The following is a 22,941-nucleotide window of genomic DNA, read 5'->3' as shown; positions in this document are numbered from 1 at the left end:
CACCTCCTTAAGCTGGAATTTTCAAGATCTGACCATCATAAATCAGATTTGGATTTTTAATGGCTGGATTCGCTGCGACTATTTTGGGATACAGGCTGCCATTGCCATAATACCGCTTTGCCAGCCCCCACAGCGTATCCCCTGACTGTACCGTATGGGTTTTGTCATCTGTTACCGCCGGATTGCTTTCCGGCTCCTTTGGTGTTTCCTCCTGCTTGATAGCGGTACTCTCCGTGGTTGGCACTGCTACATACCGCTTGCCCGGAGCTTTATACTCCTGCAGCTTAATAGTCAGATACTTATCCCCTTCCTCACCGGCTTTCTCTACTGCCTCCACGCTTTTCACAAGGACCATCATACTGATATCATCTGTAATGTCGTTTGAGGCAATAAAACGCACCGGCTGGAGTTCCTTTTGCGCTCTCCGGAACATCTTTTCGTAGTAATCTGCATCTGCCCTCGCTCCGGATTCCATATAGTGATACCGTTGACTGGGGAACTCTGCCTCAAAACTGATAGTTTCTAATTCACTATATACAGGTATGGAGACCTGCCCGGTGCCAAGCACCCGATAAGTCTCCACATTCATGCTTCGTTCTCGCTTTAGTTCCTCTGGATTAACCGGGAGCTTGTACTTTTTGCCCTTAAATTTAAAATAAATTGAATAGCTCATTATACAGGTACCCCCTCCGGAGCTGTGGCAATGATGTCCTTTAACTCGTTGACCACATGCGTCATTACACTGTCAGTATCGGTCTCTTTTGTGATGGGGCCAGAAAATTCTACACGGATATTTGGTGCAAGGGTATTCTGGGCGATACGTGCAACGTAGTCACGTTCTGCCAGTTTCCGCATCCACTCAATATCTTCGCTGTCAGCCTCTACCTTTACAGCTCCGCCCTTTCCAGTGCCTTTTACGACCGCTGGATTTCCGGCGGTAAAAAACTGAGAATAATCCATACCGCCAGCTCCATTCAAATTGGGGATGAAACCAGAAAACGGATTAGAAATTCTGTCTGCCAGTCCTTTTCCTATTCCATACCCTTTATTGACAAAATCAGCACCATTAACAAAATCTTTTTTCTTCACAATTTCATTCCAATCAGAAGCAGATTTTGCTGAGGCCGCCGCCCCTTCAATTTTTGCCTTAAAGCGATCCAGTCCTGCGGAAATCTGAACGTTTACTCCAGGAATGCGATTTATAATAGCTTCAACTGACCGTGCCATTTCTGACATGTATCCAATCACAGTTACAGCCAAATCATAAAAAAGAATTTTAGTTGCAGACACAGGATGATTCCAGACATTAGCAAAAAAATTAGCCACTGCTGCGATAACGTTATAAATTCCGATAAAATAATTTATAACCTCTGCAGCAAAACCCCCTATTACTCCGCCTATAATTCCGGTTCCTGACAGCGTTGCTCCTGTAAAATGATTAACTGCTGCAACTCCTGCATAAAAAGCGGCCACAAGTATCAAAACCAATCCCACAATCCATACAATAGGACAAGCATAAAGAGCAGAATTAAGGCCCAGCATCGCCGTTGTTTCAGCCCAAGTGGCCCCTGTTGTAGCCCATAAAGATAAAGCATAAATTCCAACACCTACCGCCTGGGCACCAAATCTGGCAGCTGAAATCAACGATAATCCATTGGATATAATTTGCGCTGATGCGTAAGCCCCCAATGCTGCTACAGCCGCCCATATAAATGGCGAAACCATAGGCCAAGCAGCAGTACAAAAATCTATAAAACCTTCTGTCGCTTCTCCTGCCCAATAAATCAATCCTATAAGATTATTTAAAGCGGCTTGCGCTCCTGCTGAATTCAGTATCGCATTTGCTTTATCAAACACCCCACCAAACGCCTGAGCGCCATCATTTTTTATCTTTTGCCAAATGTCTGCAAACGTCATAGGCATACTACTGAACCTGTCTTCAATATCGCCTGCCGCCTGGAACATGGCATTTTTGACAATGTCTGCCGTAATAAGTCCCTGAGAGGACAGCTCCTTCAGTTCTCCCTTGCTCTTCCCCATATACTGAGCAATGGCGTTCGCTACCATGGGCGCATTTTCCATCACAGAACGGAATTCATCGCCCTGTAGCCGCCCGGCTGCCATAGCCTGAGAAATCTGCAAAAAGGCAGAATTTTGTTCTGCTGTGCCGGCTCCGGAAACTTTAATGGATTTTGTCAAAAGTTCTGTAAATGCAACTGCTTCCTGGTTACTTCCAAAACTGTCCCCTGCAAGCATTCTCATCTTCGATGCAGCACTGGCCATTTCCGTATAACTACCTCTTGTCCGGTTCGCTGCCGCGAAGATATCGTTCTGAAGGCTGCGCTGTTCTGCCAGTGAGTTTGTAATCATGCCCAGTCTTGTATTTGTGTTGGTATACGTATCTGTCAAATCCATTTCCTTTTTTACAGCCGCAAAACCAACCGCTGTTTTAATAAATTGCGATAGACCGTTGCTTGCTCTGGCCGTTGCAGCTTCTGTCCGTTTTAGTGAATCATTGAAATCATCCGTCCGTTTACTCGCTCCCAAAATAGACTTAGATGCTCTATCTGTCCCCTCAACGATTCTTTTTATTGTGGAACTGTATCCGTCCAACAGTTTAAACATGGCATCTAATGTAGGCATCCGCTCACCTCCTATCCGATTTTACTTGCTTGCCGTTTCTCTTCCTCGATTCGCAGGTCAATACTTGCATAAATAAGCGCCCGCTCTTGCTGGGACATATTTTCCAGTTCGGACGGGCGGATATGTAACCTTTGCAGGGCGAAATGAGCATAGTTAATCTCTGGATCGCCCTGCTTAATCAGTTTTTTGCAGCTTCGATGTCGTCATTAATATTGGTGTTCAATCCAGAGAGCTTCTGCACCTGCTCCAGAAGATTTGCGTATTCGCCAACATAAAGCATCGCAGATAAGAGCTTAGATGCTCCCAGCACGCCATACTGTTTCTGGAGCGTTTCATCATTCAGGTTCGGTTCCACCACCGCTGTGGCTGTCAGTTCCTGCTGGTACTGGATGCGATTAAAAATCTCTACTCCCTGTTTATCCACCTTGCGGTGCTTTTTCATCAGTTCTTCATTTTCCGCCTGCGTAATTGGGCGAATCACAAAAGGAACCGGCTCTCCGTTCTCCTGGAACCGGTCAGAAATAATAACTTCCTTGTTTTCAGTTTTGACAGGGTTTAAAAATGCACTTAAGCTTCCCATAATCTAATCTCCTTTATCTCATATTTTCCGGGAATACATAGGATTCCAGGTTGTCTACATCATCAAAAGTAAAATCTGTATCCTTGGAATCTAAGTCCTCGCTGCCATCTTCCAGATATGCAACAGGAACCTTTGAAAGGATGCAGTTGCGCATTACCACAACTCTGCGGCCAATTGTTGAACTGGAATCTTCATTTGTAGTCTGGATGCTGATAGATGGAGTCTTTCCTTCATCGATGTATTTCTGGTAAATCGCAAGAGTAGCGGGACTGACATTGTAGATGCCCAAAGTACCTTTTCCCTCAGCTCCTACAACCTTATGCTGCTTCATTCGATGCCCTAACAGCTTTTTGGCGATAATAGTAAACTCGATGCTTGCTTCAATCTTTGCGAGCTCGAAAAAATACCGGTTCTCGCCATCAATAGTGATGTAGGCGCTTCCCTCGCTGCCTGTTACCAGATCAGCAATTTTTGTATAATTATTACCTTTTCCCATGGTCTACCTCCTACTGTAAATTGACCGTCATATAGAGCTTTTCTGCACTGTCCACAGGCTCAACATAGACATCTACCAACATTGCATCGATATCATCACCCGGAGCAACTGTGATATCGTCTGGATTAAAATTATCGATTGCAGACATATTCTGGAGGCCTGCAAAGTAATCCACCAGCGCAGACTTAAACAGCAGCCTACCGTCTGTATTGTTGTTGATTTTACCCATGTAGTTGCTTTTGAAAATGGATGCAATATCATTCGCAATATTGTCCAGTGTGCGAATTACGCGGTTTTTGGACAGGTCTTTGGACTTCTCCGGAGTAAACGTAGTCAGGGAGTTAATGTCGTATACAACTGTCACATTCTGGGCGCTGTCTACGTCAAAAATCAGCTTGCCTGCCTTTACCGCAGTTTCTTTTTCTGTTTTGGTCATGCGCGGATCCACATCAATCGCGCCTACATACTTCATGCCGGTGTTTGATGTAGTCATGCTTGCTCCAGCTGTTGCTCCGGCCACCCATACAGTAGCTTCAGCAGCTGCTAGCTTGCTGCCATCTGCCATCACAACACCTTGCGCCACATTAACAACGCCCTCATAATCCCCGACATAATTTGCCAGTACTGCCTGGCACTTTACTCCCTCATCCTCTCTCATAGTCTTAATCCAGGATGCGATTGCGGTTTTATTTGCCGTAGCCGTCCCTGGAGTTGTGTCGTACGGATAACACAACACGTCAAATTTGACCGTCTTAAGCTTTGCCAGTGCTTTGTTGATGGAATCTGTCGTGTGGGAATCCGGAAGCTTATAAATCAGCACTGTTTTGGCCTTTTTCAGGGCCTCAACGACCAGCTTCTTATCAGAAGCAACTGCCCCCTCTGGATATCCCTGCTCGGTTACAGTAACCGTGTACAGATTTTCATCTTCACCCACTGTCATTTCCTGCAAAATGACAACAGTTCCTCTGTCCCCCGGAGTGATAGACAGCGGCTCACTGGTTTTGATATTGATGTAGGCTCCGGGCAAAACCTTGTTCTGGGTTTCCCATGTTCCTGCCATGGTTTATACCTCCTTAATTTTCTCAGACTGAATCATGGTCTGCATCTGTGGTGTAGTATCGTTTTTAAATTCCCGATAATCCACATCACACAAAAAATGCAGCACCTTATCCTCAATTTTTGAGTTCCTATTTTTTAATTTAAAGCCAGGAATTGCAAATTCTCTTGTTAAATCCTGGCCAACATTCCAACATTCTTCCTGAAGCTGCGCTTGACCGGTGTTTTCCGGAAAGTAGAGGATATCCAGACTTACCGCATTTTTCAGCCGGCCATTAATACCGTGGGAAGGGTTCTGATCATATAATGTCACCATAAAGCAAGGAGCTGCGAAAAATTGCGGCACATCTTCACGATATACCTTACAACTTTTCACGGCTTTCAGACCTTCTGCTGCTGCCTTATACAATTCATTTATCGTGTCGATGTTGTACCGCCTCCACTTCTTTTTGGAAAAGCTCAATCAGTCTTTTGGAAACATAATTCAGGGTCTTCTCCAGTAGATGATCTCCTTCATCAGAACGGACATATCCAGTAGTATTGCCTGCACTGTCTACCGTACGATGCCCATAATTTACATAGGACGCATAATCCGCACTATTGACCAGATTTTTACTCACGCCGCCGTCACGGGTGCGGACAGCTGGGGCAGACCGCCAATTTTTACGAAAAAATCCGGTAATTACTGGAGATTGATCCTTGGCGTGTCTCATGCCCTCATTGACTGCCTGGTTAAGTATCTTAATATCGATTTCTCTGACATCGTCCAGCATAGCCATCAGTTCTTTATGGTACTGGTCAATGGCTGCCTTATTGCGCCTGTAATTACTGCTGCTCATGCATTATCATCCCTTTTCACTTCGCACTGCCACTGGTAGGCATAAGGGTGACACTCGCCCAGGGTAAGATCTACGGTTTTTCCGGTATGCATCGTCACAGTAATCCTATCGCCCTCCTGCACATCTGCTTCCAGGCCACAAAATAGCGTGTGACTGTTTTGGATGGACGGGTTTGGAGTGCCGACAGCAGCCTGCCCCGAAGAGCTGTAGCGGCAGAGGATATTCTCCCCCACCGTAAAAAGCTCATTGCGTACGTATCCGCCTTTTTCTACCTCGCGCCAGCGCTGCACAGTCATTCTGGCATCGTACATCACTTCATATGGATTAAGCATAACCTCTCAACCTCCTGTGTCTTTTAAGAGCCGCTTTATCGCTTGCATTAAGCTCATAAATGCTTGCCTTGGTATTCCCTTCGGTCTGCGCCCAGGTAATCGTACCATCGCCCTCTTTTAGGCTGGCCACTTCCGGATGATACCCGGAACCGTTGGCTGCCTCGTAATCGATAATACCTTTTACTTTTTTCCGGACAACCGGCTCCAGAACATCCGGAATGCGCTCAGGATGGAGATTGCAATAATCGCACACAGAGAGAATGACATCTGACACAAGCAATTCTTTCTCGCCCGGATAAAGTCCCAGGTTGCTTTCCACAGCTCTTTTCATTTCAGCTGCTGTCATGCCTCATCCCTCCTATTTTTTAATCAGCCCCGCATCCCGAAGGGATTTAAGCAGGGCATTAAACTCTTCCTTTGTAGGTGTAGCTCCAGCTGCATCCTTAACGGCTGCGCCTGTGCGCTCCTCAAAAAGTTCCCGGATTTTCGGCGGGATTCCGTTCATATCAAAATCTGCCATAACTCACCTTATCCTTTCAGGCCAGTGATTGCGCCGTGCATAAATGCAGGACCATGATCCAGACCAAACTGACCGAAAATCTGTCCCTCTACAGATGCGCCGGTCTTAGCCAGCTCTTCGTAGAAGAAATTGCCTTTCCCCGGCACCGGCTGGAACACCGGAGCCATTACAGACAGCTCAGCAGCCAGAACGGCGGTCTGAGGCATAAAACGGTCAAGAGCAATACCGATGTTTCCGAAGTCTGTCTCAATCTGCTTGATATTGGTTCCTCCGATATTTCTGTCAGTCGGTGCGTAGGAGTAAATATCGGTGATGATCTGCTTCTGAGTGCTGCCCACATACAGAACCACATTGGAGAAGATTGCTCCTGCGTCATACATAGCCTTAAAGAGCTGCTGCATCAGTGCTTTGGTCAAAGCTGCACTCTTACCATCTACTTTTGTGCCGCCATCGCCTCCGCAAAGAGCCAGCAGGCCTCTGGTCTTGCTTGCCACATCTGCGCTGGTTGCTTTTGCGTACACGCCGTTGATGATGGTGTACTCGATATCGCGGGCAATCTTTTCCAGCTTTCTCGCAATCTGCCAATCCTTTTCGGTAGACTGCACATTGTTTTTCTGCCCAGCGGTATTCAGTCCGCTCATTCTTCCACGGTTGGACTCCTTAACATAGGAAATGGATACCTTCTCGTGGAAAATCTGGGTTACATTGGTGTTCTGGGTTCTCACGATTTCCTCGGCCTGCGGTGCGGTCAGGGATGCAGTCTCAGTGATTGCCGGCTGCGCTGCCTCCGGAAGAGAGTACTGAGAATCGGTCGGGAACTCAAAATTATCAGTCTGCACGCCGCCAGTCAAACCGCCAATAGCGGAAAGAATTGGGGTGTTCGTAGTATCAGCAGTAAATAAATCTCCTGCATAGTTGGGTAAATTCCAGGTCGTGCCTGTTCCTTTCTGATTTGCCATTATTCGTTATTCCTCACTTTCTGCCTGTTCCAGGCGAAATAATTCATTTCTTGCTGCAATCCGGTCAGCCAGCCTTGTTGCAGGATCCTTAATCAGCTTTTCCAGCTCCTCTCTACGTCCGGAAGAACCTCCCTCCTGCGGCGGGGTCTTGCCATTATTGCCCGGTGTCTTTCCGGAAATCGGAGTGGTAAACAGTTCTTTGTAGGTCTCTTTTACCGTTTTTAACTGCTCAGACAGTCCAGACACTGTGCCATCATCTGCCAGAATCAGCTTGGTGCGGTCAAATTTATCCGCTACCAACTCTGGATACTTGCAATCCTTTAACTGGTCCTTGATAGCGCCAGTCAGACGCATATCGCGGATTTTGTCCTCATACTCTTTCTTGGTTGCCTTGTTCGCGTCTTCCAGCTCAGTGATTTTTGTCTGGAGAGCTTCATTGTCCTTGGCTTCGGCCTTCAAGGTCTTTAACTGCTTGTCCCGGTCAGCCACCTGCTTTTCCAGATCTGCCTTTGCCGTGTTCACCTCATCAAACCGGGACTTGGGGATAAATCCTTTCATCTCGTTTGTGTAGATGTCGATTACAGCCGTTACCTGCTCTTCAGTCAGGCCTTTTGCGATTAATTCTTCTTTTTTCATGGTTTCATTCCTTTCATCTTCACTTGTTGTCCCGGTCGTGTCCGGTGATGTCCCGTTCTTTATCGTCTGCGGTACCGGAAAGACGGCATAAAAATAACACCCGGTTTCCCGCGTGCCTATGACTAGCTATGACTAATTTTTATTAAACTACTTCTTTCCAAATTTCCGGCCCCACTCCAAACGCACCCGGCTCCCAGACGTTATTATCCACCATGGATTCCCACTTCTTGCTGCTGTGGGTACACTTGGAACCTGTCTGCCATTTTACTGGCGGGATACCGTTGTACGGCTCCCACGCCGGATATTCTTCCTGCGGCTCCGGTTCTGGTTCCGGAACGACTGTACCGCCGCTCTCTACAGTTTCTTTGATTTTCTGCACCGTCGCACTCAGGGCGGTAACGGTCTCTCTCAGTGTACTCTGCTGCTTTGCCAGCTCATTAATCTGGGTCTGCAGCGGCGCGTTGGACTGCTCTGGGTCTGCGTTTGCCTGCGCCAGTGCAACCAGCTCCTTTCTCTGCTCCTCGGTGATGTCATTCTGCACCCAGAGGGTATCAATTTTCTTTAACATATCATCGAGGGCGTATCTCTTTGATTTGATTACATTTCTTACAATCTCGTACATTTATACCTCCAATACTGCGGCGCTGATAGCCGCGATTTTACTGTCTACATAGGATTTTGTATCTACGGTGTAGGTCAGCTCCATGTTGCAACCGCCGGTGTTGGTGACTTCGGTTTCCGGAGCGTACATCGTGAGGGCGTTGAGTTTGTCTTGCTCGGATGGGGAGAGGGGGATGGATTCAGGTGCAGAAGCCTTGTAATACACCTCTGCCCCTGCACTCAGCTCTCCTGTAGTGGAAAAATATTCTGTTGTGATGCTTTCTGCGTTATAGGACAGAATATGCTCGCTCTGATACACCCAGCACCACACTCCATCCACCTTTTCCAGCTTGTCCCACTTGGTAAATGGGCGAGGCGGTATCAGAGTGATGGACTGCTGCTCTGTGCCGCCCTTGACAGTGACGGTCACAGGCTGGTCGGTTATCTCGATGGGCTGTTCCCAGTCAGGGGAGGGGGAAGGGAAGCCGCCGGAGTAGGGTTCATAAGGTAGCTTGCCCCTTGTTTTTTGCACCATAAGTCCGTCAAACGCTTTTGTATCTTCCATGTTAATGATTAGTACTTTTCCTGCGGGAACTGTTATGCTTATATTATCTTTCGTATCATCTACAACTCCAGTACAAGGCGTATTTCCAGTTGGAATGGCATCTACATAAGCAGCCCTAAATCGAGTACCTACATTTTTCCTAAAAATGTAGTACGTTGTATTTTCAGTGTTTTGAATGATCTTCGAATAATCTTTAGTATTTTTTCCTACCACATCGCCAGCAAAAGTAATAAAGTAATTCGAAATCTCTTGTTCTGGCAACAACTGTGCTCCGCTCGTCCGCACCTGCTCCGTCTTGCCCCACATCACAAACCGCACAACCGGCACCCTCGAACTGTCAGTTACCTTTATACCCCCCCCCAGAAATTTTCTGACTAATTAGGGCTGACTGGATATTCACCAGCTTGGCATTCAGGCGCTCTTCCAGGTTCTGGATGTATTTTCCAGTATCGGCCACATAGGTCGCTTCCATATGCGCTTCGGCATCGTTTGTGATAACGGTGGTCGGATAGTTGGTACGGAGGGCTTTGTAGGCGGCGATTTCTTCCGGGGTGAGGTCGCGCTCGATGGGGGTGGCGATGATATACAAAATTTTAAAAGATTTGTCTGCCAGATAATTTTTAATTTCTTCAATCTCTGTGCCAGCAGATATTGGAAGTCTAACTCTCAAATAGTTTGCTCCGCCAGTATATCCGCACGAAACTTCATCTATACTGTATATATTATGTTCACATGCTTTCAACCTGTCACATAGCATCGAATTTGCACCTAGCGTATTAAAGTTAGAAGCATCTGTAACAGGAATGTTAATGAGAATACTGTTTTCGTGTTTAGCTTCAATATCAACACTAAAAAGTGCTTTATCATTAAATACGAAATTATTCACCCTCTGCACATACTTCCCGCGCTCCAAGTCAATCTCATCACACACCCACTGCTGACCGTTGGAATCTGTGTAGTTGCCGTCCTTGCTGACTGGTACACCGGGGAGGCCGTTAGGAGTTTGGAGGGTGAGGAGCTGAGGGGCACGGTAAGGTTCGTAAGGGGTTGCCACATCTCCATACTCAAGTTGCAATAACTCGGATTCTGTGCATTCGTGGATAGTTGTTTTTCCGTCTTTCCATTTTCCTGCTATCACACATACCAAAACACCATTTCCGACAGCAGTGTATTTGATACTGCTCTTTTCAGTCACATACTGATGCCCTATCTTATTTAAAAAGCTTTTTGCCTGTTCGAAATTTTCGTATTCTGCAATTGCAAGACGCCAGTTTTTGTTTGGGTTTGTGACAGAAAAGGTATACTGCACACCAGGCTTACACGGAACAACATAACCAATTCCCAAAGTCTCTCTTGGTGGTGTATAAGGTAAGGTGACTTCATCCTCTTTGTAAACAAACGGAATATCGTCTGAATAGTTTGTGAAGTACAATCTCCCTGTTAACAGGTTCTTCCCGCCCACCTCCACCGTAATACTTCCGCTCTCACCGGCATTCACAATCGGCACTGGATTTTCCACACTCGGCGTCCCATCCTGCGTACTCTTCCCGAACACCCTCAGCCCCTCAAATAGCTTGTCGGAGCTGTCTGTCAGGATCATAGTCTCACCCTGCGCGGTCTCAACAATGGCATCGGCTTTGCCCTGGTGCAGGGCTTCAATTCCGGCTTTATTTGCCGCAATCTGCTCCCGGTCAGCCACAATTCCAGCAGCCGCATCCTGCACCCTCTTGGTCTGTGTATCGCCCTCTGTAATGACCGCCTGAACCGCCTCTGTCTTAGCCCCGGCAACATCACTGACTGCCTGTGTGCCTGCCTGCTGCATCGCTGTGGTCTGTTTCTGCCCTTCTGCGGAAACTGCCTGCATAGCCGCCTCCTGAGCCTGTCCAACGGCATTAATCGCGCTCTGAGCAAACTGTCCAAACTGCAAAGCGGTATTTTCTACCGCCCGCCGGCCCGCTGCTACTGCCTGCCGGTCAGTATCCACCGCTCCCCGCAGCTGCTCGACAGCCTTGTGGGTCTCTGAAACCTCAACTCGGTCTCGCTCCACCTCTTTCATGGCTGACTCTGCTCCCGCCTTAGCACTCTCAGCGGCGGTACCGGAACGTTCTGCTGCCTGTGCGCTTTTGGCTGCATTCTGGGCATTCTTGGCGGTCTCAGTTGCCAGCTGAGAAACTGCCTGCTTGTCTTTCGCAACTGCATCCGCATCCTGCCTTACCTGCTCGGCAATCTGCCCGGCTCCGGAAATCTCACCCTCAATTTTACCCGCTGCTGCTTCCGCTGCCCTCTGGGCCGCTTCGGCTCCCTCCCTTGCTGCTTCTGCCCGGTCTGCAGATGCGTTTACCTGTGCAATGGCTTCCCGGAAGAGTTCTGCGTCTTCTGGCGCGTCAAATCCTTCCGGCTTTGGTCTGCGCTTTACCTGCATGGAAATCCGTTTGCTGGTTTCACCGGATGTCTTATCTGCCAGATAGATCCATGCATAGATTTCATAGGTCGCGCCTGCTGCCTGATTCTCCAACAGGCTATCCGGGATGACTACCTCTGTCACGCTGTCCTTGGTGGTGCCTACTCGGGTGATGGCATCCCCGGACTGTTCTGTCAGGGCGAAATGGATTTCTGCCGCTGCGGGCAGTTTTAATCCCTCTATCCGTAATCTCTGCCCGTAGTCCCACTGCCAGAGGCCAGTAGCGCGGGCATAGTCGCTGTTATCTGTAAATACTGCTGTTATCATGTTTACCTCCGTTGCGATGTCGCAAACTCTCGTTTCCAGTCTTTATAGGTCATATCCGCCGGGACTTCATAAGTTTTCCCTGTTCCTGGGTCTCTGGCCACTCTGGCCATTCCTTTAGTCGGCGTATCGGCATAATGTGGGACATCTGTACAACGACAAAGCGGGTGGAACGGCGGCATATTGACACCTGTAATTTCCTTCCCAACCTCGTACACGTTGCCGTCCAGTTCTCCGCAAATCTCACAAGTCTTACTGTCGAGAGTTGCTAAAATCTCATACTTTTCCACCCCATCCTCTTTGTATCCTGCGTGAGTAGCCTCGCTCATCAGGAAGGATGACTCTGTATGCAGCAGCCGGTATGCATCAAACTTTTTCGACTGCATCTTTTTGGCAAACTCTTTTGTCAGGGCGGACGGGTGCCTACCCTGGATCAGCATTGTGGTCACTGCCTCTGTCAGCTGCGTTTGCAAGTGGTCTTTCTGTTTCCAAAGCCTGGAAGAGAATGCTACACCATTAAACGGATATTCCAGCAACTTTTCCACTGTTCGAGGTTCCACCTGTGCAAAAGCCTGATGAAATCCGTGATACTGGTCGATACTGTACCATGTCCGGTAATAGGTATCCTCATAGACCTCCTGCATAGTCTTTTCTGATTCTGCCTGATAATCAATCGCGTAGAGCTGCCTGAGAATTGCATCCACCTGCATCTCCAGAGCCTGATAACGGGTCGCTCTGGCTTTCAGGGACATATTATTGACCTGTTGGTTATATTTCCCAATGTTATCCATAGCAAGCGCAATAAAATCATTAAGCTCTCCCAGCTCCTCCGCATTGAGCCGCTTCTGAGCCGCTGCGAAGGATAAGCCGTTTTCTTCTGCATACCGGAAATAGAAAGCCTCTATCGTCTTTTGCAACTCCCTCTTTGACTGGTTAAATGCTTTTTCCAACCGCTTAAAGTATTGATTAACCTGCATCTCTCCGGCCTTGTACATGGCCTCCTGCCGCTTCCGCCAGTAATCCACTACTCCTCACCGCCCTCTGGGAACATATCGGATAATTCAGCCTTCTCCGCCTCGCGCTGGGCATTTAACCGGGTAAGCTCCTCTGTTGCATCCTCTGTCCACGGATGATTTTTCACAATCGTCTCATCTGAAATGATGCCCTTGGATGCTGCACAGTCAGTAATTGCCTGGCTCTCGTTAATAGCAATATCCCGGTTAAACGTCACATCGATTTTACAATCCGGATAGCTTCCGGCTCCTGTCAGCTCCAAATATCTGCACACAAACCAAAACAACTCCCCCATGCCCGCCTTAAAGGCATTTTCCAGACGATTGCACTTAAGATCCAGTCCGGAATAAATAAATTTAAGGGCGATACCAGACGGACTATTGCCCAGCCTGTCACTGTTTTTATCGACCCCCTGCCCGAAATCGTAGATATCTTTTTTCAGCGCTTCAAAGTCTTCCTTGGCTGCCGTGATGTCGATTGGTGTGCTTAGCGCTTCTGCACCGCCGTCCTCATCCAGGGAGATAGCCCGGAAGTAGTTTAAATCCCGCATAAACTCGCCCAGGTCATTTCCACCATACCCCTTTAACGCGTAAACAATGGAGCTTAACTCGTCGAGCATGTTTGCCACATCGGAGCGGCCCTTGTCATATCCATCAATCAGGGTTTTGATGAATTTAAGATCCGGCAACTCATAGTCGTTGTTTTTAAACGGCACAAATGGGACCTTCCCCCAGCTCTCCGGAAGACCACCTACCAGAAAATGCTCCTGGAACTCGCCATCCTCTGTGACCGCATCCAGATACCGCTCTGCATCCAGACGTAAATCCCATCCATCTCCCTCAGAGTCGGAAACGTAATAGGCTACACCATCCGCAGTCCAATACTCTACTTTGGTAACAGTCTTTTGCTCCTGCCCCTCAATGACATCCAAATTGTAAAACCAGATGAATCCGCTCATTTCCTCGTGGTCGTTATCTGTCCAAAGCGGAATTGCTTCCTCCGGCCTGACAATCATTGTCTTAAACTGCCCTGCCTCATCAATGTATGGATGCAGCCAGGAGATACCACCATTACTGGCTGACACGCCAAGACGCATCAGGCGCTTACTCTGGAAGGATTCCCCAAGGGTTGTCTGCACCTGCTCTAAAAACTCTTCAGATTCCTCGCAAGTGAGCGTATATGGCTTGGATAACAGGTAATTCACCTTATCCTCTACCAGAATATACATGAATCCGTGCGCTCTCTTGTTGTTGGGCTTTGCATTATCAATTATCTTTTCGATTTCTCCGGTTGCCTCATTTTCCCGGTACCTATACTTCTTCCGGTTCATGATTTCCGGGTTGTCCACACGATAATATGCATCGCCGTCCATCATCCATTTACGCTCTGCCGATTTTACAAATTCATCCATGTACAGTCGGCACAGCTGCATATTTGTCATCCGGTTTTTATCCGGGTTAAATAATATATCCATCTATTGCACCTCATTTTAAAATCCGGATGCCCGGACGCATTTTAATTATTGTCATACACAGGTAACGCACAGCATCAAGCGCGTGGTCATGCTCTTTCACCGGCTTATCCTCGCCCTTTTCCGCTGCCTTTGCGTCCCAGATATAGGACGCGAACTCTTTTATCAGGTTATCGCAGTTTTTATCAATCAAAATAGCACCCTGGTTTAATAGCGTAGCCACAAACCGGATGCCATCTAAAACATCGTTTTTTGCTTTTTTGACCTTAAAGCCGTCTTTTTCCAACTGAGATTTAAATGATGCAGCCGCAGGATCCAGTACCACAAAACGGATACTCTCGCCATGCAGCCAGTCTTTTAAATCCCTGGAAAACTCTGCATCTGTCTTTTGTCTGCCCTTGTCTCTGCCGGAGTAATAATACTCCCGTCTGCAGTACCATTTCTTATCCGCGCCTTGCTGCCACAAAAGAAAAGCGGTCGGGTTCTGGGTGCCGTAGTCGCAGCTGACATACTTATCAGCAATCCAGAAATCATGCCCTGTCCTGGCCTTATATGCGGCTGCCAGAGCCTCAGTATCCGCGGTATGCTTGTCAGGGTCAAACATATCATAGATAACACCCTCAGCCATCGCCCAGAGCCCCATGATATAACGCTTGAAGAAGACACCGGTATACATGCTCCGATACCTGGCCTTAATCTCTTCTGACAGGCTCAGGTTATCGTCCATGGTAAAATGGACATACAGTAATTTTTTGAGGTCTGGTTCCTTTCCTGCGGCCTCTGCTTCAGCTTTTATCCTGGCAACCTTTTTCTTGCCCAGGTAGCCAATGGCCTTGTCAATCCAGTTTGTCTTAAACCAGTGATATGGTCCATCCGGATTGCAGTTAAACCAGTATTTCGACCCGCTCACAGAGCAACGGCCCGTTGCCTGATTGACAAAGCTCTCTGGCATCAGCGCCACCTCATCGCAGAACAGCCCCGCCAGAGTAATACCCTGTATCAGGTCCTGGCTGCGCTCGTCCTTACCGCCAAAAATGTAAAAATAGTTGGTGACTGCTCCGCGGCTTATCTCCACCAGATTATCTGCCCGATGATCTACAACCTGATACCCGCGGCTTTTTAACATCAGTTTCAGCCAAAACAGCACGTTTCTCCGGAAAGAACCAATGGTCTTGCCACACATGGCAAAGTTTTGACCATTAAAGGCGCTCATGGCCCACATCACAAACGACAGCGACATGCATACCGTCTTTCCGGAACGAATCGCCCCATCTGCTATGATGCCGTCATAATCCTTCACAGGACTGTTTTTAGTCCACCAAGTAAGAATTTGCTTCTGCCGGCGCGAGAACGGCTGAAACTGAAAGACCTGCACCTTTGTCAGGATTCCGCGCTGCCCTTTTAGGCTTTCTACTTTGCTTTTTATCTGCTCAATCTTGTCTCGAATCATCTGCATCACTCCACAACTCTCCAGCCTCAGCGTTTAGGGCTTCCAGGAAGCCGTCATCTTCTATCTCAGCCTCCTGTCCGCCCAGTTTAAGGGCCTGCAAATCAAGCCGCATTAGTTCGATTTCTAAGCGAGCATCATCCACGCCATACCGGTGCAGCGAATCAATGGCAGCCTGCTTTCGGGCCTGTACACGGGTCAGCGCGTCCTCTATGTTCTGGATCTGCCCCAGCTTGCCGCGGTATTCCAGAAGATCCGTCTCCTTATCCTTTTCCAGTCCGCTCTTGTGACTCACCACCGTCAGACCAGTCTCATCTCCGGATGATCCACCAGAATCATCCAAGGACATCCGCAGCAGGTTGATCCGCTTCAGCATCCGTCGCTCCCGGACGGTCAGAAGCTGAATCTCCTGCATGAGAAGTTTCTGCTTGTCCTCCGGCACGGCCTGCGCTAGGCGCTGCTCCTCCGGATCCAGGCAATCAAAAAGGAGAGTTTCGAACTCTCCCGTGGTGACTGCATTCTTATTGTTCTCCGGAGCGCCGGCTCCAAGAGCATTTTTATTTCCAGGCTGACCGCCTTTTCGTTTCGCAACGTTGCGTTTCTTTTGCAACGTTGCATTATCCCAGTCATATCTATTTTTCCAGCTTCGGATTGTCCCTTCCGGGATTCTCAGAAGCTCCGAAATCTCAATAAGTTTCTTGCCTTCCAGGAACAGCTCTCTGGCCTGTTCCATTCTGGCATCTGGCGCTCTGGCCATGCACCACCACCTCTCATTCGTTTGTTTTTGGGTATAAGAAAAGAGCCACACGGTGGCGGCTCTGATAAAACTCTATTCTTTTAATCTTACATTAAACTCTATTTTTCCGCATTCAGAACAAATATACACGCTTCTTCCCAAAATAGGCTCTCCACCATATTTAGAATTTAGCGGATAATACGTTCTACCAAATGTCGCATATGGCGGTTCTAATTCATATTTCTCCATTTCTACATTGCATCGTTCACATTTCATATTCCAAACTCCTTTCAAGCACATTTTGACGAGAAAATTTTGTATCTTTAATACCTCCTTCTTCTCAATCATAGCACCAAAACAAGTGTCACTGGAACTCACTTTTTATATCACATTGAAAAAGCCCCCGCCAAAGCGAGGACCCTTCATAAGGAGAATATGTCAATGATGTAACCATTGTTACAATCGACACATCCGGAATCGAACCGGAGACCAGGGTGAAAACCTGCCACCTACCACTGGTGGTATATGCCGATGTGCCCTGGAGGCTAACCAGGGCGATAATCGAAAGACGTATTATGTACTAGCCCAGGTGTGGGCCAATCGACCGCTGGCTGTGACACCAGGCGGTCGAAATCTCATTTGAGGTGATAATCCAGAAGCCGCTGGCTGGATGCCTTTGGCTTCATGATACACTATAACATTTTCAAAACGGAAAAACAGGAAAAAACGGAAAAACTTATGTTAATTTCATAAATGCCTCAAACTCTTTTCTAACTCCGTCTGGTGTAGCCTTCCGCCCTATTCTCACAGCCACCTGAGCCCAGGTCATCTCCTCGAATATCTTGTACTTGATAATGCGCTGCATCCTCTGGGGAATTGTAAGCATCCATTCTTCCACTTGCAACTTGATTTTCGCTGCATCATCAATCCTCTGTTGCAATATCTTCTCTTGCACTTCTTCGCTTTCGGGATCTTTGAGAACAGAATATGAAATCCCTTGAACATGAAAATTATGAGCTGTATATGGAAACTCTGGAGAGGATCCTTTTACAATGTCCTGTTCAATTCGTTTTCTCTGCTTCTTTAATTTCCGCAGTTCTTCTTTTGCCTCCTCAATGAGTGCACAGGCATCTATGTACTGCTCTAAAATCTGCTTCTCCAACGGCATCACCTCCAAACTCTTCCAGTTTCATCCCTAATTGCTATCCGGCCGATAATTTCCACATTGCATTCTCTGGCGGCAGCCTTCATCAGCCGAATTACCAGTTCCACATTGTCCGGCTGCTTGTCTGCCCTGTGGATTGCCTTCCCAGCTGTCGGGTCAGGGTAGCCTTCTGCGTTCTTCATCTCTCTCCATCCTCCTCAAATACTTAACAACTTCGCTCGCCGGAATATGTACATCCCTAGCAATCTCCTCGATACTCCATCGCGCCCGGTACAGCGCACCTATCTTCCCCACATCGACAGGCTTATTTGCCTCATAGACGGGCTTTTTCTCTTTCCTCGACTTTCTTACCCTTGGCGGTGGTAAAACCAGTTCACAATCCCTTAACGGCTCTCCTAGCACCCTTTCCAGTTCGCTTATGTTGTCGTAATTGGGATTATATCTTTTGTGTTCCCAATCAGATATTGACTGATAGCACACACCGACAGCCAGCCCTAGTTCCGCTTGGGTCATTCCTTTTTGCTTGCGCAGCTCTTTAATCTTGTCACCAAGATCCATTATCACCCCTCCTCTATCAAAAAATCCCTAAACATATCCATCTGTACTGCTGGATAATCCTCCCAAGGAACCCCAATATAATCCAACACTCTGCCCCATCCATACTTCTCGCCGGTTTCTGGATCCGTACAACATCGGTACATCCAGAATTCCCATTCTTTAGGATTCCGCTCCCGGAGCTGATCAAATCGGTGTGGCCGCCGCTCCATGTGAATTCCGAAACCACACATGCTACAGCCGGTTCTCTGAGCCTTTGTGGTGTATAGGGTTCCGTCTGGTTTTCTGACAATCTCTCCGTAAATCTCTGGCACTGGTGCCTTTAAATCAATAGCCAGTTGCAATAGATCTTGACGCAGGAACGGAGCAAACGGTGCTGACCGAATCACGCCCTTACCAAAGTAATTGCAGCCGTGTTCGGTAAGCGCTTCCTCTCGCTGTCCGCCTTCTGAAGCCATCAGCCCTAAAAATGGCTTGCTATTGTGTTCTATAGCCCATTTATCGCAGGGCTCCTCTTTCATGTACTGGCAGCACTTGTTTGATACTTTGAACGGCGCGACTTGGTAATTTACTCCCTCGTTTTCATTTTCATATCCTGCAAACAGCTTCAACCACTTTTTCGGCAGTTGCATTCTGCTGTTACTAGCAAAATGCCCCTGTGCACCGCATTCCCCTGTGATGATCGCGTGGCGAACCGTCTTATTCTTCTCTGTGGGGTTCTGCAAAGTGTCAATCCGACCAGCAATCTTTTTACTGATTACCGGAAATCCGTATTCCTGCAAAATCTCCACCTTAGGCTTGCCAATAGGAATTGATATGATGCCAAGCTCCTTGTGAATCTTCTGGATGCTTTTATCTTCTAAAGAGGATACCGATATTGCCGGAATGTCAATCCCGATATTTCGCAGAAATAGCAGAAGCACAATACTGTCCAGGCCACCTACGCTGACATGGGCATTTAACTCCATATCATCCAGGCGCTCCACAAACTCCCTAGCCCGCAACTCTGCACGCTTAACTTTTACCTCATAGGGCAGAGCCTGCATGGCAGCCATCCGGGCCTTAGCTTCTTTCTTTTTCTGTCTCCACGCCTCGCGTTCTTTGTCCCCCACCACAGACTCGTTTTTTTCATCCATGGTTCTTCCTCCCCTTAAACTTATAAACATCATTCTTCTGCCGCTTAATCTGGCTTCTCAGTCGGTTCTGCTTATTTGCTCTGCTCTTGCTCATCGGCTTTCCTCCTGTAGCATTCTCTCTTCAATGCGCTTCACTCCGCATTGCCCTTTCTTGCCCTGAAATCCATGATCGCAATTAAATCCGAAACTAAATTTCTCGCAAGGAAGCAGTTATGTTTTTTCATGAGTTGCTTCCCCTCATTAACAATCTCTTCCCATCCGACACTATCAGATATATCTGGAAGGCTATCCCGGTATTTCATCCAGAACCCATTGTATATATCCGTAAACACGGAAGACACTTCTTTGTTTGTCATAGTTCTTTCCTCTCTAGTTACATTGAGTTACAATGATTTGTAACCATTTCATACCCCTCAAACCCGCATAAAATATAGGTTTCTTCTTGTCGGTTACAAAGTTACAAGGTTACAACACTTTTTTCCCTATACGCGCGAGACACATATATTATTAATTTTTCATTCATATATATCTCCCTATATAGGCTTATAAAAAACTTGTAACTTTTGTAACCTTGTAACCGTACCCCTCAAACCCGCATAAAACCTAGGTTTTTCGGTTACAAATCGATTCAAAATTTTGTAACCTCTCCATAAAAATCTGTAACCCTTAATTAAATGGAAGCTCTCCATCCTCAACCGAAACAAATTCATTTGGTGAATTTTCGGCCATATTAATGCAGGCACACCTGACCGCCTTTCCGTTTACCTTTGCAGATTTATACAGGTTATCACGCCCCTTTGAGAGGCGTCCAGACTGGTCTAACCATGATAGCAGCGCTCTTGGACTATAGCCTCCATCATCGCAAATACGTTCAAACACGCTCTTAATAATGCGAACCTCGTCACCAGAGACAGATCCGAAGCATGGGTCAGAATTTGTTTCGAATTTAGCTGCATTACTGACATAAAAATCATGAACGTATTCATATCCTCTGGCTCCTACGTCTACAGCTTCTTTTGTATGAAGGTACGGCTCTATATCTTCGGCAGTCAACGCCCTTCCATCACAGAAAATCCACTCCGTAGCTAATGCATCCGCTGTCAGAAGAATCGCTGCTGCCATAGTCTGTTTTTCTGTACTGGATGCCCCTATGCTCCGATAAAACTGTTTGTAAAGAGCAGCGGCCTTCTCTTTGGCTTGTTCTGTAGACATGAATGCCATAAACAACTTCCCGGCATGTCCATAATTGGATCGAATTACCTCCAGAACTTCTATCGCATCCTCAAACAATGCTTCCCGACATTCAATTTCTATAATACGGTTTATTGCACCTGCTCCAGACGAAGCATGAGTGATAGGGGATTCTCCGGAAGTGATGGTGCAATTCTTCCATGTAGGCGTTTTTTGCAGTCCTCCCGTTTTGGCGCCTCTCGTTTTTCCTATTCCTTCGCATAGCATATATACAGTCTGTTCGAATGATTTTTTGTCTTTTACCAACTGAAATTCGTCCAGTATAAGAGGCAAATTATTCACAAACCCGGCCAACTGCTCCAACCCTACCAGCGTCCCATTGAATGTCTGAAGGTACCCAGCTCCATCGTTCGGGTCACCCCAAACAGATACTGCTAAAAGCTGCGCGACCGTTTTTCCTGTTCCGGAACCTCCCCAAAAATGCAACATAAAGTTAAGTTTACCGATTGTTTTAATGATGATAGATGCAAAGGATGCCGCCAGTGCTATTCTGGCTGCTGAATCTGTCTTTCTGACAGACTTAGTAATTTCAAGCCACTTTTCAAATTCTCCACATGAGTGGACTGATTCAAATATCTTTCTAAAATTCTCCTGCCCATCAAACTCCAGATTCTCCATATACGGACTAAACATTCCGTTGGATGTCCACCCAAGATGGCTTACAGATTGTGCTTCTGGGATTATATTATGGTTTAAATCCTCTAAATCCTGTAAGTATTCCACCAAAAAGGCGGCATTTTTATCTGAAACAGAAATGTCTTTGTCTGCCAGCTTTTTTATTTCCCTGGAACTAAATAACGTGCTCTTATTCGCAATAACCTCTCGCCATCCGCGGAAATCCCTCCGAAACATGATTCGTAGCCGTACAGTCCCGTCATCAATGTTTACCAGACGCTGCACTGGAAGAATCGGATGTACGCAAGCAACGTCCATTCCCTGGTTATCATTCCGACGTAAAATTCCGTCATCATTTGCAAACCAGTCTCCGGTCAGCAACTCTATCGGCTGATCCTTAAAGTTTGTTAGGTTATTTACCACGCTACTTAGGCCGCTTCTATGCTCTTCGTGCTGCTTCATATAGGCTTTTGCCATTGCTCCAAAGCGCTTAAAACCTACGCGCTCCGCATTTGCATTTAAATCGTTGTATAGCTGCAGATACGCAAATCCGTCATCTTTCTTTTCGAACAGGAGGCGATATGGAGCTTCTGTATTAAATTCTTCTTTTGTAAACTCCTTTAATGAAGTGCTCATTCAAGTTTTCTCATCTCCTCCCAGTCTTTTTTTGTTCCGAACGCCAGCGTTTGATAGTGATATTTATTCTTCTCTTTCATGTTTATGGCAGTCACCCATTCATCGGAAAACGGTTCTAACCCCGGAAGAATCTCATCCAGCATTCTAAGCACCGCACAAGCCTCTCCAATGCGTTTCATCCTCCATGCTAACATTTCCCTGTTTGCTTCTTTTTGAGCGACTCTCTGGCGTTGTAGCGCTTCCCTTCTCCTCTGCGAGGCCAGTCTACTGCATGGGCTATATGTACCGCCCAGAATCTGGAAGGCCTCTTTGAAAGATACGCCTTCCATCTTCTGTATAAAAGTAAAAACATCTCCATTTGCCCCGCAGGCATGACAGTGAAAGTCTTTTTCGTAAACTTTGAGAGATGGAGTCCGATCGCCCTGATGGAACGGACAGGAAATGAACCCTGACCTGTTTGGAATCAACCCATATCTCTCTACAATCTCTTTCATACTGTACTGAGCTTTAATTTCTTCTACCGTCATATTCCAGCAACTCCAATATCCTACGCCCAGTGCTTCTTTTATCGCAAAATAAAAATTCCACTCCATAAGCAATATGAGCTCTGTATATTTCATTCATCAGAGAACGGCCAGAAACTTTTGAGTATGGATTTTTCCATGCAGCCACATCTTTGATAGAATGAATTTTCCCTCCGTGCTCACAAAGAACAATCATCTTAATACCGTCTGCTTTAGATCTTCGTATTTCTCTCCAAAATCGGCTCTGGTCACTACTGCATAGATTTTGTGTCAGCTCTATCAGGTCTTTCTTCCGGTCTACAGTGATGGTCATTTTTTCGGAATCCATATAGTCACCCGTGTCCAGTTTTTCGATTTTATATGGGATATTATGCTTATCGAAATATTCAATAATCCTTTGATTCGCCTTTTCTCGGCTATCACAAATAATCAACCAAATC

General features: G+C 46.9%; 28 protein-coding genes. All 28 read right to left on the bottom strand.

Annotation, left to right across the window (positions count from 1 at the left end):
- Positions 1-7 precede the first annotated feature (7 nt).
- The 28 genes from ACESON_RS06875 to ACESON_RS06740 all read right to left on the bottom strand — a co-directional run bounded on the left by ACESON_RS06875 (position 8) and on the right by ACESON_RS06740 (position 22,934).
- Complete coding sequence (locus tag ACESON_RS06875; protein WP_373109010.1) at positions 8-673, bottom strand: LysM peptidoglycan-binding domain-containing protein; 666 nt, start codon at positions 671-673, stop codon at positions 8-10.
- Positions 673-2,415, bottom strand: a complete 1,743-nt coding sequence (locus ACESON_RS06870) for a tape measure protein (RefSeq protein ID WP_373109090.1) — start codon at positions 2,413-2,415, stop codon at positions 673-675. The genes ACESON_RS06875 and ACESON_RS06870 overlap by 1 nt, the downstream gene beginning before the upstream one ends.
- A 406-nt stretch (positions 2,416-2,821) precedes the next feature.
- Complete coding sequence (locus tag ACESON_RS06865) at positions 2,822-3,223, bottom strand: phage portal protein (RefSeq protein ID WP_373109009.1); 402 nt, start codon at positions 3,221-3,223, stop codon at positions 2,822-2,824.
- A gap of 13 nt (positions 3,224-3,236) precedes the next feature.
- Positions 3,237-3,719, bottom strand: a complete 483-nt coding sequence (locus ACESON_RS06860) for a phage tail tube protein (RefSeq protein WP_373109008.1) — start codon at positions 3,717-3,719, stop codon at positions 3,237-3,239.
- Positions 3,720-3,729: 10 nt separating this feature from the next.
- Positions 3,730-4,779, bottom strand: a complete 1,050-nt coding sequence (locus ACESON_RS06855; RefSeq protein ID WP_373109007.1) for a phage tail sheath subtilisin-like domain-containing protein — start codon at positions 4,777-4,779, stop codon at positions 3,730-3,732.
- A gap of 3 nt (positions 4,780-4,782) precedes the next feature.
- A complete protein-coding gene (locus tag ACESON_RS06850; RefSeq protein WP_373109005.1) occupies positions 4,783-5,184 on the bottom strand; it encodes a DUF6838 family protein in 402 nt (133 codons plus the stop codon).
- Position 5,185: 1 nt separating this feature from the next.
- Positions 5,186-5,614, bottom strand: coding sequence for an HK97 gp10 family phage protein (locus tag ACESON_RS06845; RefSeq protein ID WP_373109004.1), 429 nt, complete (start codon positions 5,612-5,614; stop codon positions 5,186-5,188).
- A complete protein-coding gene (locus ACESON_RS06840) occupies positions 5,611-5,946 on the bottom strand; it encodes a hypothetical protein (protein WP_373109003.1) in 336 nt (111 codons plus the stop codon). Before ACESON_RS06840 ends, ACESON_RS06845 begins: the two co-directional genes overlap by 4 nt.
- Positions 5,939-6,292, bottom strand: coding sequence for a hypothetical protein (locus ACESON_RS06835; RefSeq protein WP_373109002.1), 354 nt, complete (start codon positions 6,290-6,292; stop codon positions 5,939-5,941). The genes ACESON_RS06840 and ACESON_RS06835 overlap by 8 nt, the downstream gene beginning before the upstream one ends.
- A gap of 12 nt (positions 6,293-6,304) precedes the next feature.
- On the bottom strand, positions 6,305-6,466 hold the full coding sequence (locus tag ACESON_RS06830; RefSeq protein WP_373109000.1) for a hypothetical protein: 162 nt from the start codon (positions 6,464-6,466) through the stop codon (positions 6,305-6,307).
- A gap of 8 nt (positions 6,467-6,474) precedes the next feature.
- Positions 6,475-7,425 (bottom strand): DUF5309 family protein, encoded by a 951-nt coding sequence (locus ACESON_RS06825; RefSeq protein WP_373108999.1) that lies wholly within the window; start codon positions 7,423-7,425, stop codon positions 6,475-6,477.
- A gap of 6 nt (positions 7,426-7,431) precedes the next feature.
- Entirely contained in the window at positions 7,432-8,061 is a 630-nt protein-coding gene (locus ACESON_RS06820) for a phage scaffolding protein (protein ID WP_373108998.1), read from the bottom strand.
- 142 nt (positions 8,062-8,203) lie between these two features.
- On the bottom strand, positions 8,204-8,683 hold the full coding sequence (locus ACESON_RS06815; protein WP_373108996.1) for a hypothetical protein: 480 nt from the start codon (positions 8,681-8,683) through the stop codon (positions 8,204-8,206).
- The gene (locus ACESON_RS06810; RefSeq protein ID WP_373108995.1) at positions 8,684-9,544 is read right to left on the bottom strand and encodes a hypothetical protein; all 861 of its coding nucleotides are present in this window, start codon (positions 9,542-9,544) and stop codon (positions 8,684-8,686) included.
- A gap of 19 nt (positions 9,545-9,563) precedes the next feature.
- Entirely contained in the window at positions 9,564-11,954 is a 2,391-nt protein-coding gene (locus tag ACESON_RS06805; protein ID WP_373108993.1) for a hypothetical protein, read from the bottom strand.
- A gap of 2 nt (positions 11,955-11,956) precedes the next feature.
- Positions 11,957-12,976: a minor capsid protein gene (locus tag ACESON_RS06800; protein WP_373108992.1), complete on the bottom strand. Its 1,020-nt coding sequence runs from the start codon at positions 12,974-12,976 to the stop codon at positions 11,957-11,959.
- Positions 12,976-14,439 (bottom strand): phage portal protein, encoded by a 1,464-nt coding sequence (locus ACESON_RS06795; RefSeq protein ID WP_373108990.1) that lies wholly within the window; start codon positions 14,437-14,439, stop codon positions 12,976-12,978. Before ACESON_RS06795 ends, ACESON_RS06800 begins: the two co-directional genes overlap by 1 nt.
- Positions 14,440-14,449: 10 nt before the next feature.
- Positions 14,450-15,886 carry a PBSX family phage terminase large subunit gene (locus tag ACESON_RS06790; protein WP_373108989.1) on the bottom strand — a complete coding sequence of 479 codons (1,437 nt, stop codon included), beginning with the start codon at positions 15,884-15,886 and terminating at the stop codon, positions 14,450-14,452.
- Complete coding sequence (terS, locus tag ACESON_RS06785) at positions 15,867-16,640, bottom strand: phage terminase small subunit (RefSeq protein WP_373108988.1); 774 nt, start codon at positions 16,638-16,640, stop codon at positions 15,867-15,869. Before terS ends, ACESON_RS06790 begins: the two co-directional genes overlap by 20 nt.
- A 72-nt stretch (positions 16,641-16,712) precedes the next feature.
- Positions 16,713-16,895, bottom strand: a complete 183-nt coding sequence (locus tag ACESON_RS06780; RefSeq protein WP_373108987.1) for a hypothetical protein — start codon at positions 16,893-16,895, stop codon at positions 16,713-16,715.
- Between the two features lie 460 nt (positions 16,896-17,355).
- On the bottom strand, positions 17,356-17,787 hold the full coding sequence (locus tag ACESON_RS06775; protein ID WP_373108986.1) for an RNA polymerase subunit sigma-70: 432 nt from the start codon (positions 17,785-17,787) through the stop codon (positions 17,356-17,358).
- Entirely contained in the window at positions 17,787-17,966 is a 180-nt protein-coding gene (locus tag ACESON_RS06770) for a hypothetical protein (protein WP_177968359.1), read from the bottom strand. Before ACESON_RS06770 ends, ACESON_RS06775 begins: the two co-directional genes overlap by 1 nt.
- Positions 17,941-18,342 (bottom strand): helix-turn-helix transcriptional regulator, encoded by a 402-nt coding sequence (locus ACESON_RS06765; protein WP_373108985.1) that lies wholly within the window; start codon positions 18,340-18,342, stop codon positions 17,941-17,943. Before ACESON_RS06765 ends, ACESON_RS06770 begins: the two co-directional genes overlap by 26 nt.
- 2 nt (positions 18,343-18,344) lie before the next feature.
- Positions 18,345-19,475 carry a hypothetical protein gene (locus ACESON_RS06760; RefSeq protein WP_373108983.1) on the bottom strand — a complete coding sequence of 377 codons (1,131 nt, stop codon included), beginning with the start codon at positions 19,473-19,475 and terminating at the stop codon, positions 18,345-18,347.
- A gap of 131 nt (positions 19,476-19,606) precedes the next feature.
- Entirely contained in the window at positions 19,607-19,831 is a 225-nt protein-coding gene (locus ACESON_RS06755) for a hypothetical protein (RefSeq protein ID WP_373108982.1), read from the bottom strand.
- A 310-nt stretch (positions 19,832-20,141) separates the two neighbouring features.
- The gene (locus tag ACESON_RS06750; protein WP_373108981.1) at positions 20,142-21,977 is read right to left on the bottom strand and encodes a DUF927 domain-containing protein; all 1,836 of its coding nucleotides are present in this window, start codon (positions 21,975-21,977) and stop codon (positions 20,142-20,144) included.
- The gene (locus ACESON_RS06745) at positions 21,974-22,504 is read right to left on the bottom strand and encodes a CHC2 zinc finger domain-containing protein (protein WP_373108980.1); all 531 of its coding nucleotides are present in this window, start codon (positions 22,502-22,504) and stop codon (positions 21,974-21,976) included. The genes ACESON_RS06750 and ACESON_RS06745 overlap by 4 nt, the downstream gene beginning before the upstream one ends.
- The gene (locus ACESON_RS06740; protein ID WP_373108978.1) at positions 22,485-22,934 is read right to left on the bottom strand and encodes an ERCC4 domain-containing protein; all 450 of its coding nucleotides are present in this window, start codon (positions 22,932-22,934) and stop codon (positions 22,485-22,487) included. Before ACESON_RS06740 ends, ACESON_RS06745 begins: the two co-directional genes overlap by 20 nt.
- Positions 22,935-22,941 lie beyond the last annotated feature (7 nt).

Source organism: Lachnoclostridium sp. Marseille-P6806 (genome assembly GCF_964238185.1).
Taxonomy (GTDB): Bacteria; Bacillota; Clostridia; order Lachnospirales; family Lachnospiraceae; genus Brotaphodocola.
Note: the sequence above shows the minus strand (reverse complement) of the source record. Positions and strands in the feature narration are given on the sequence as shown.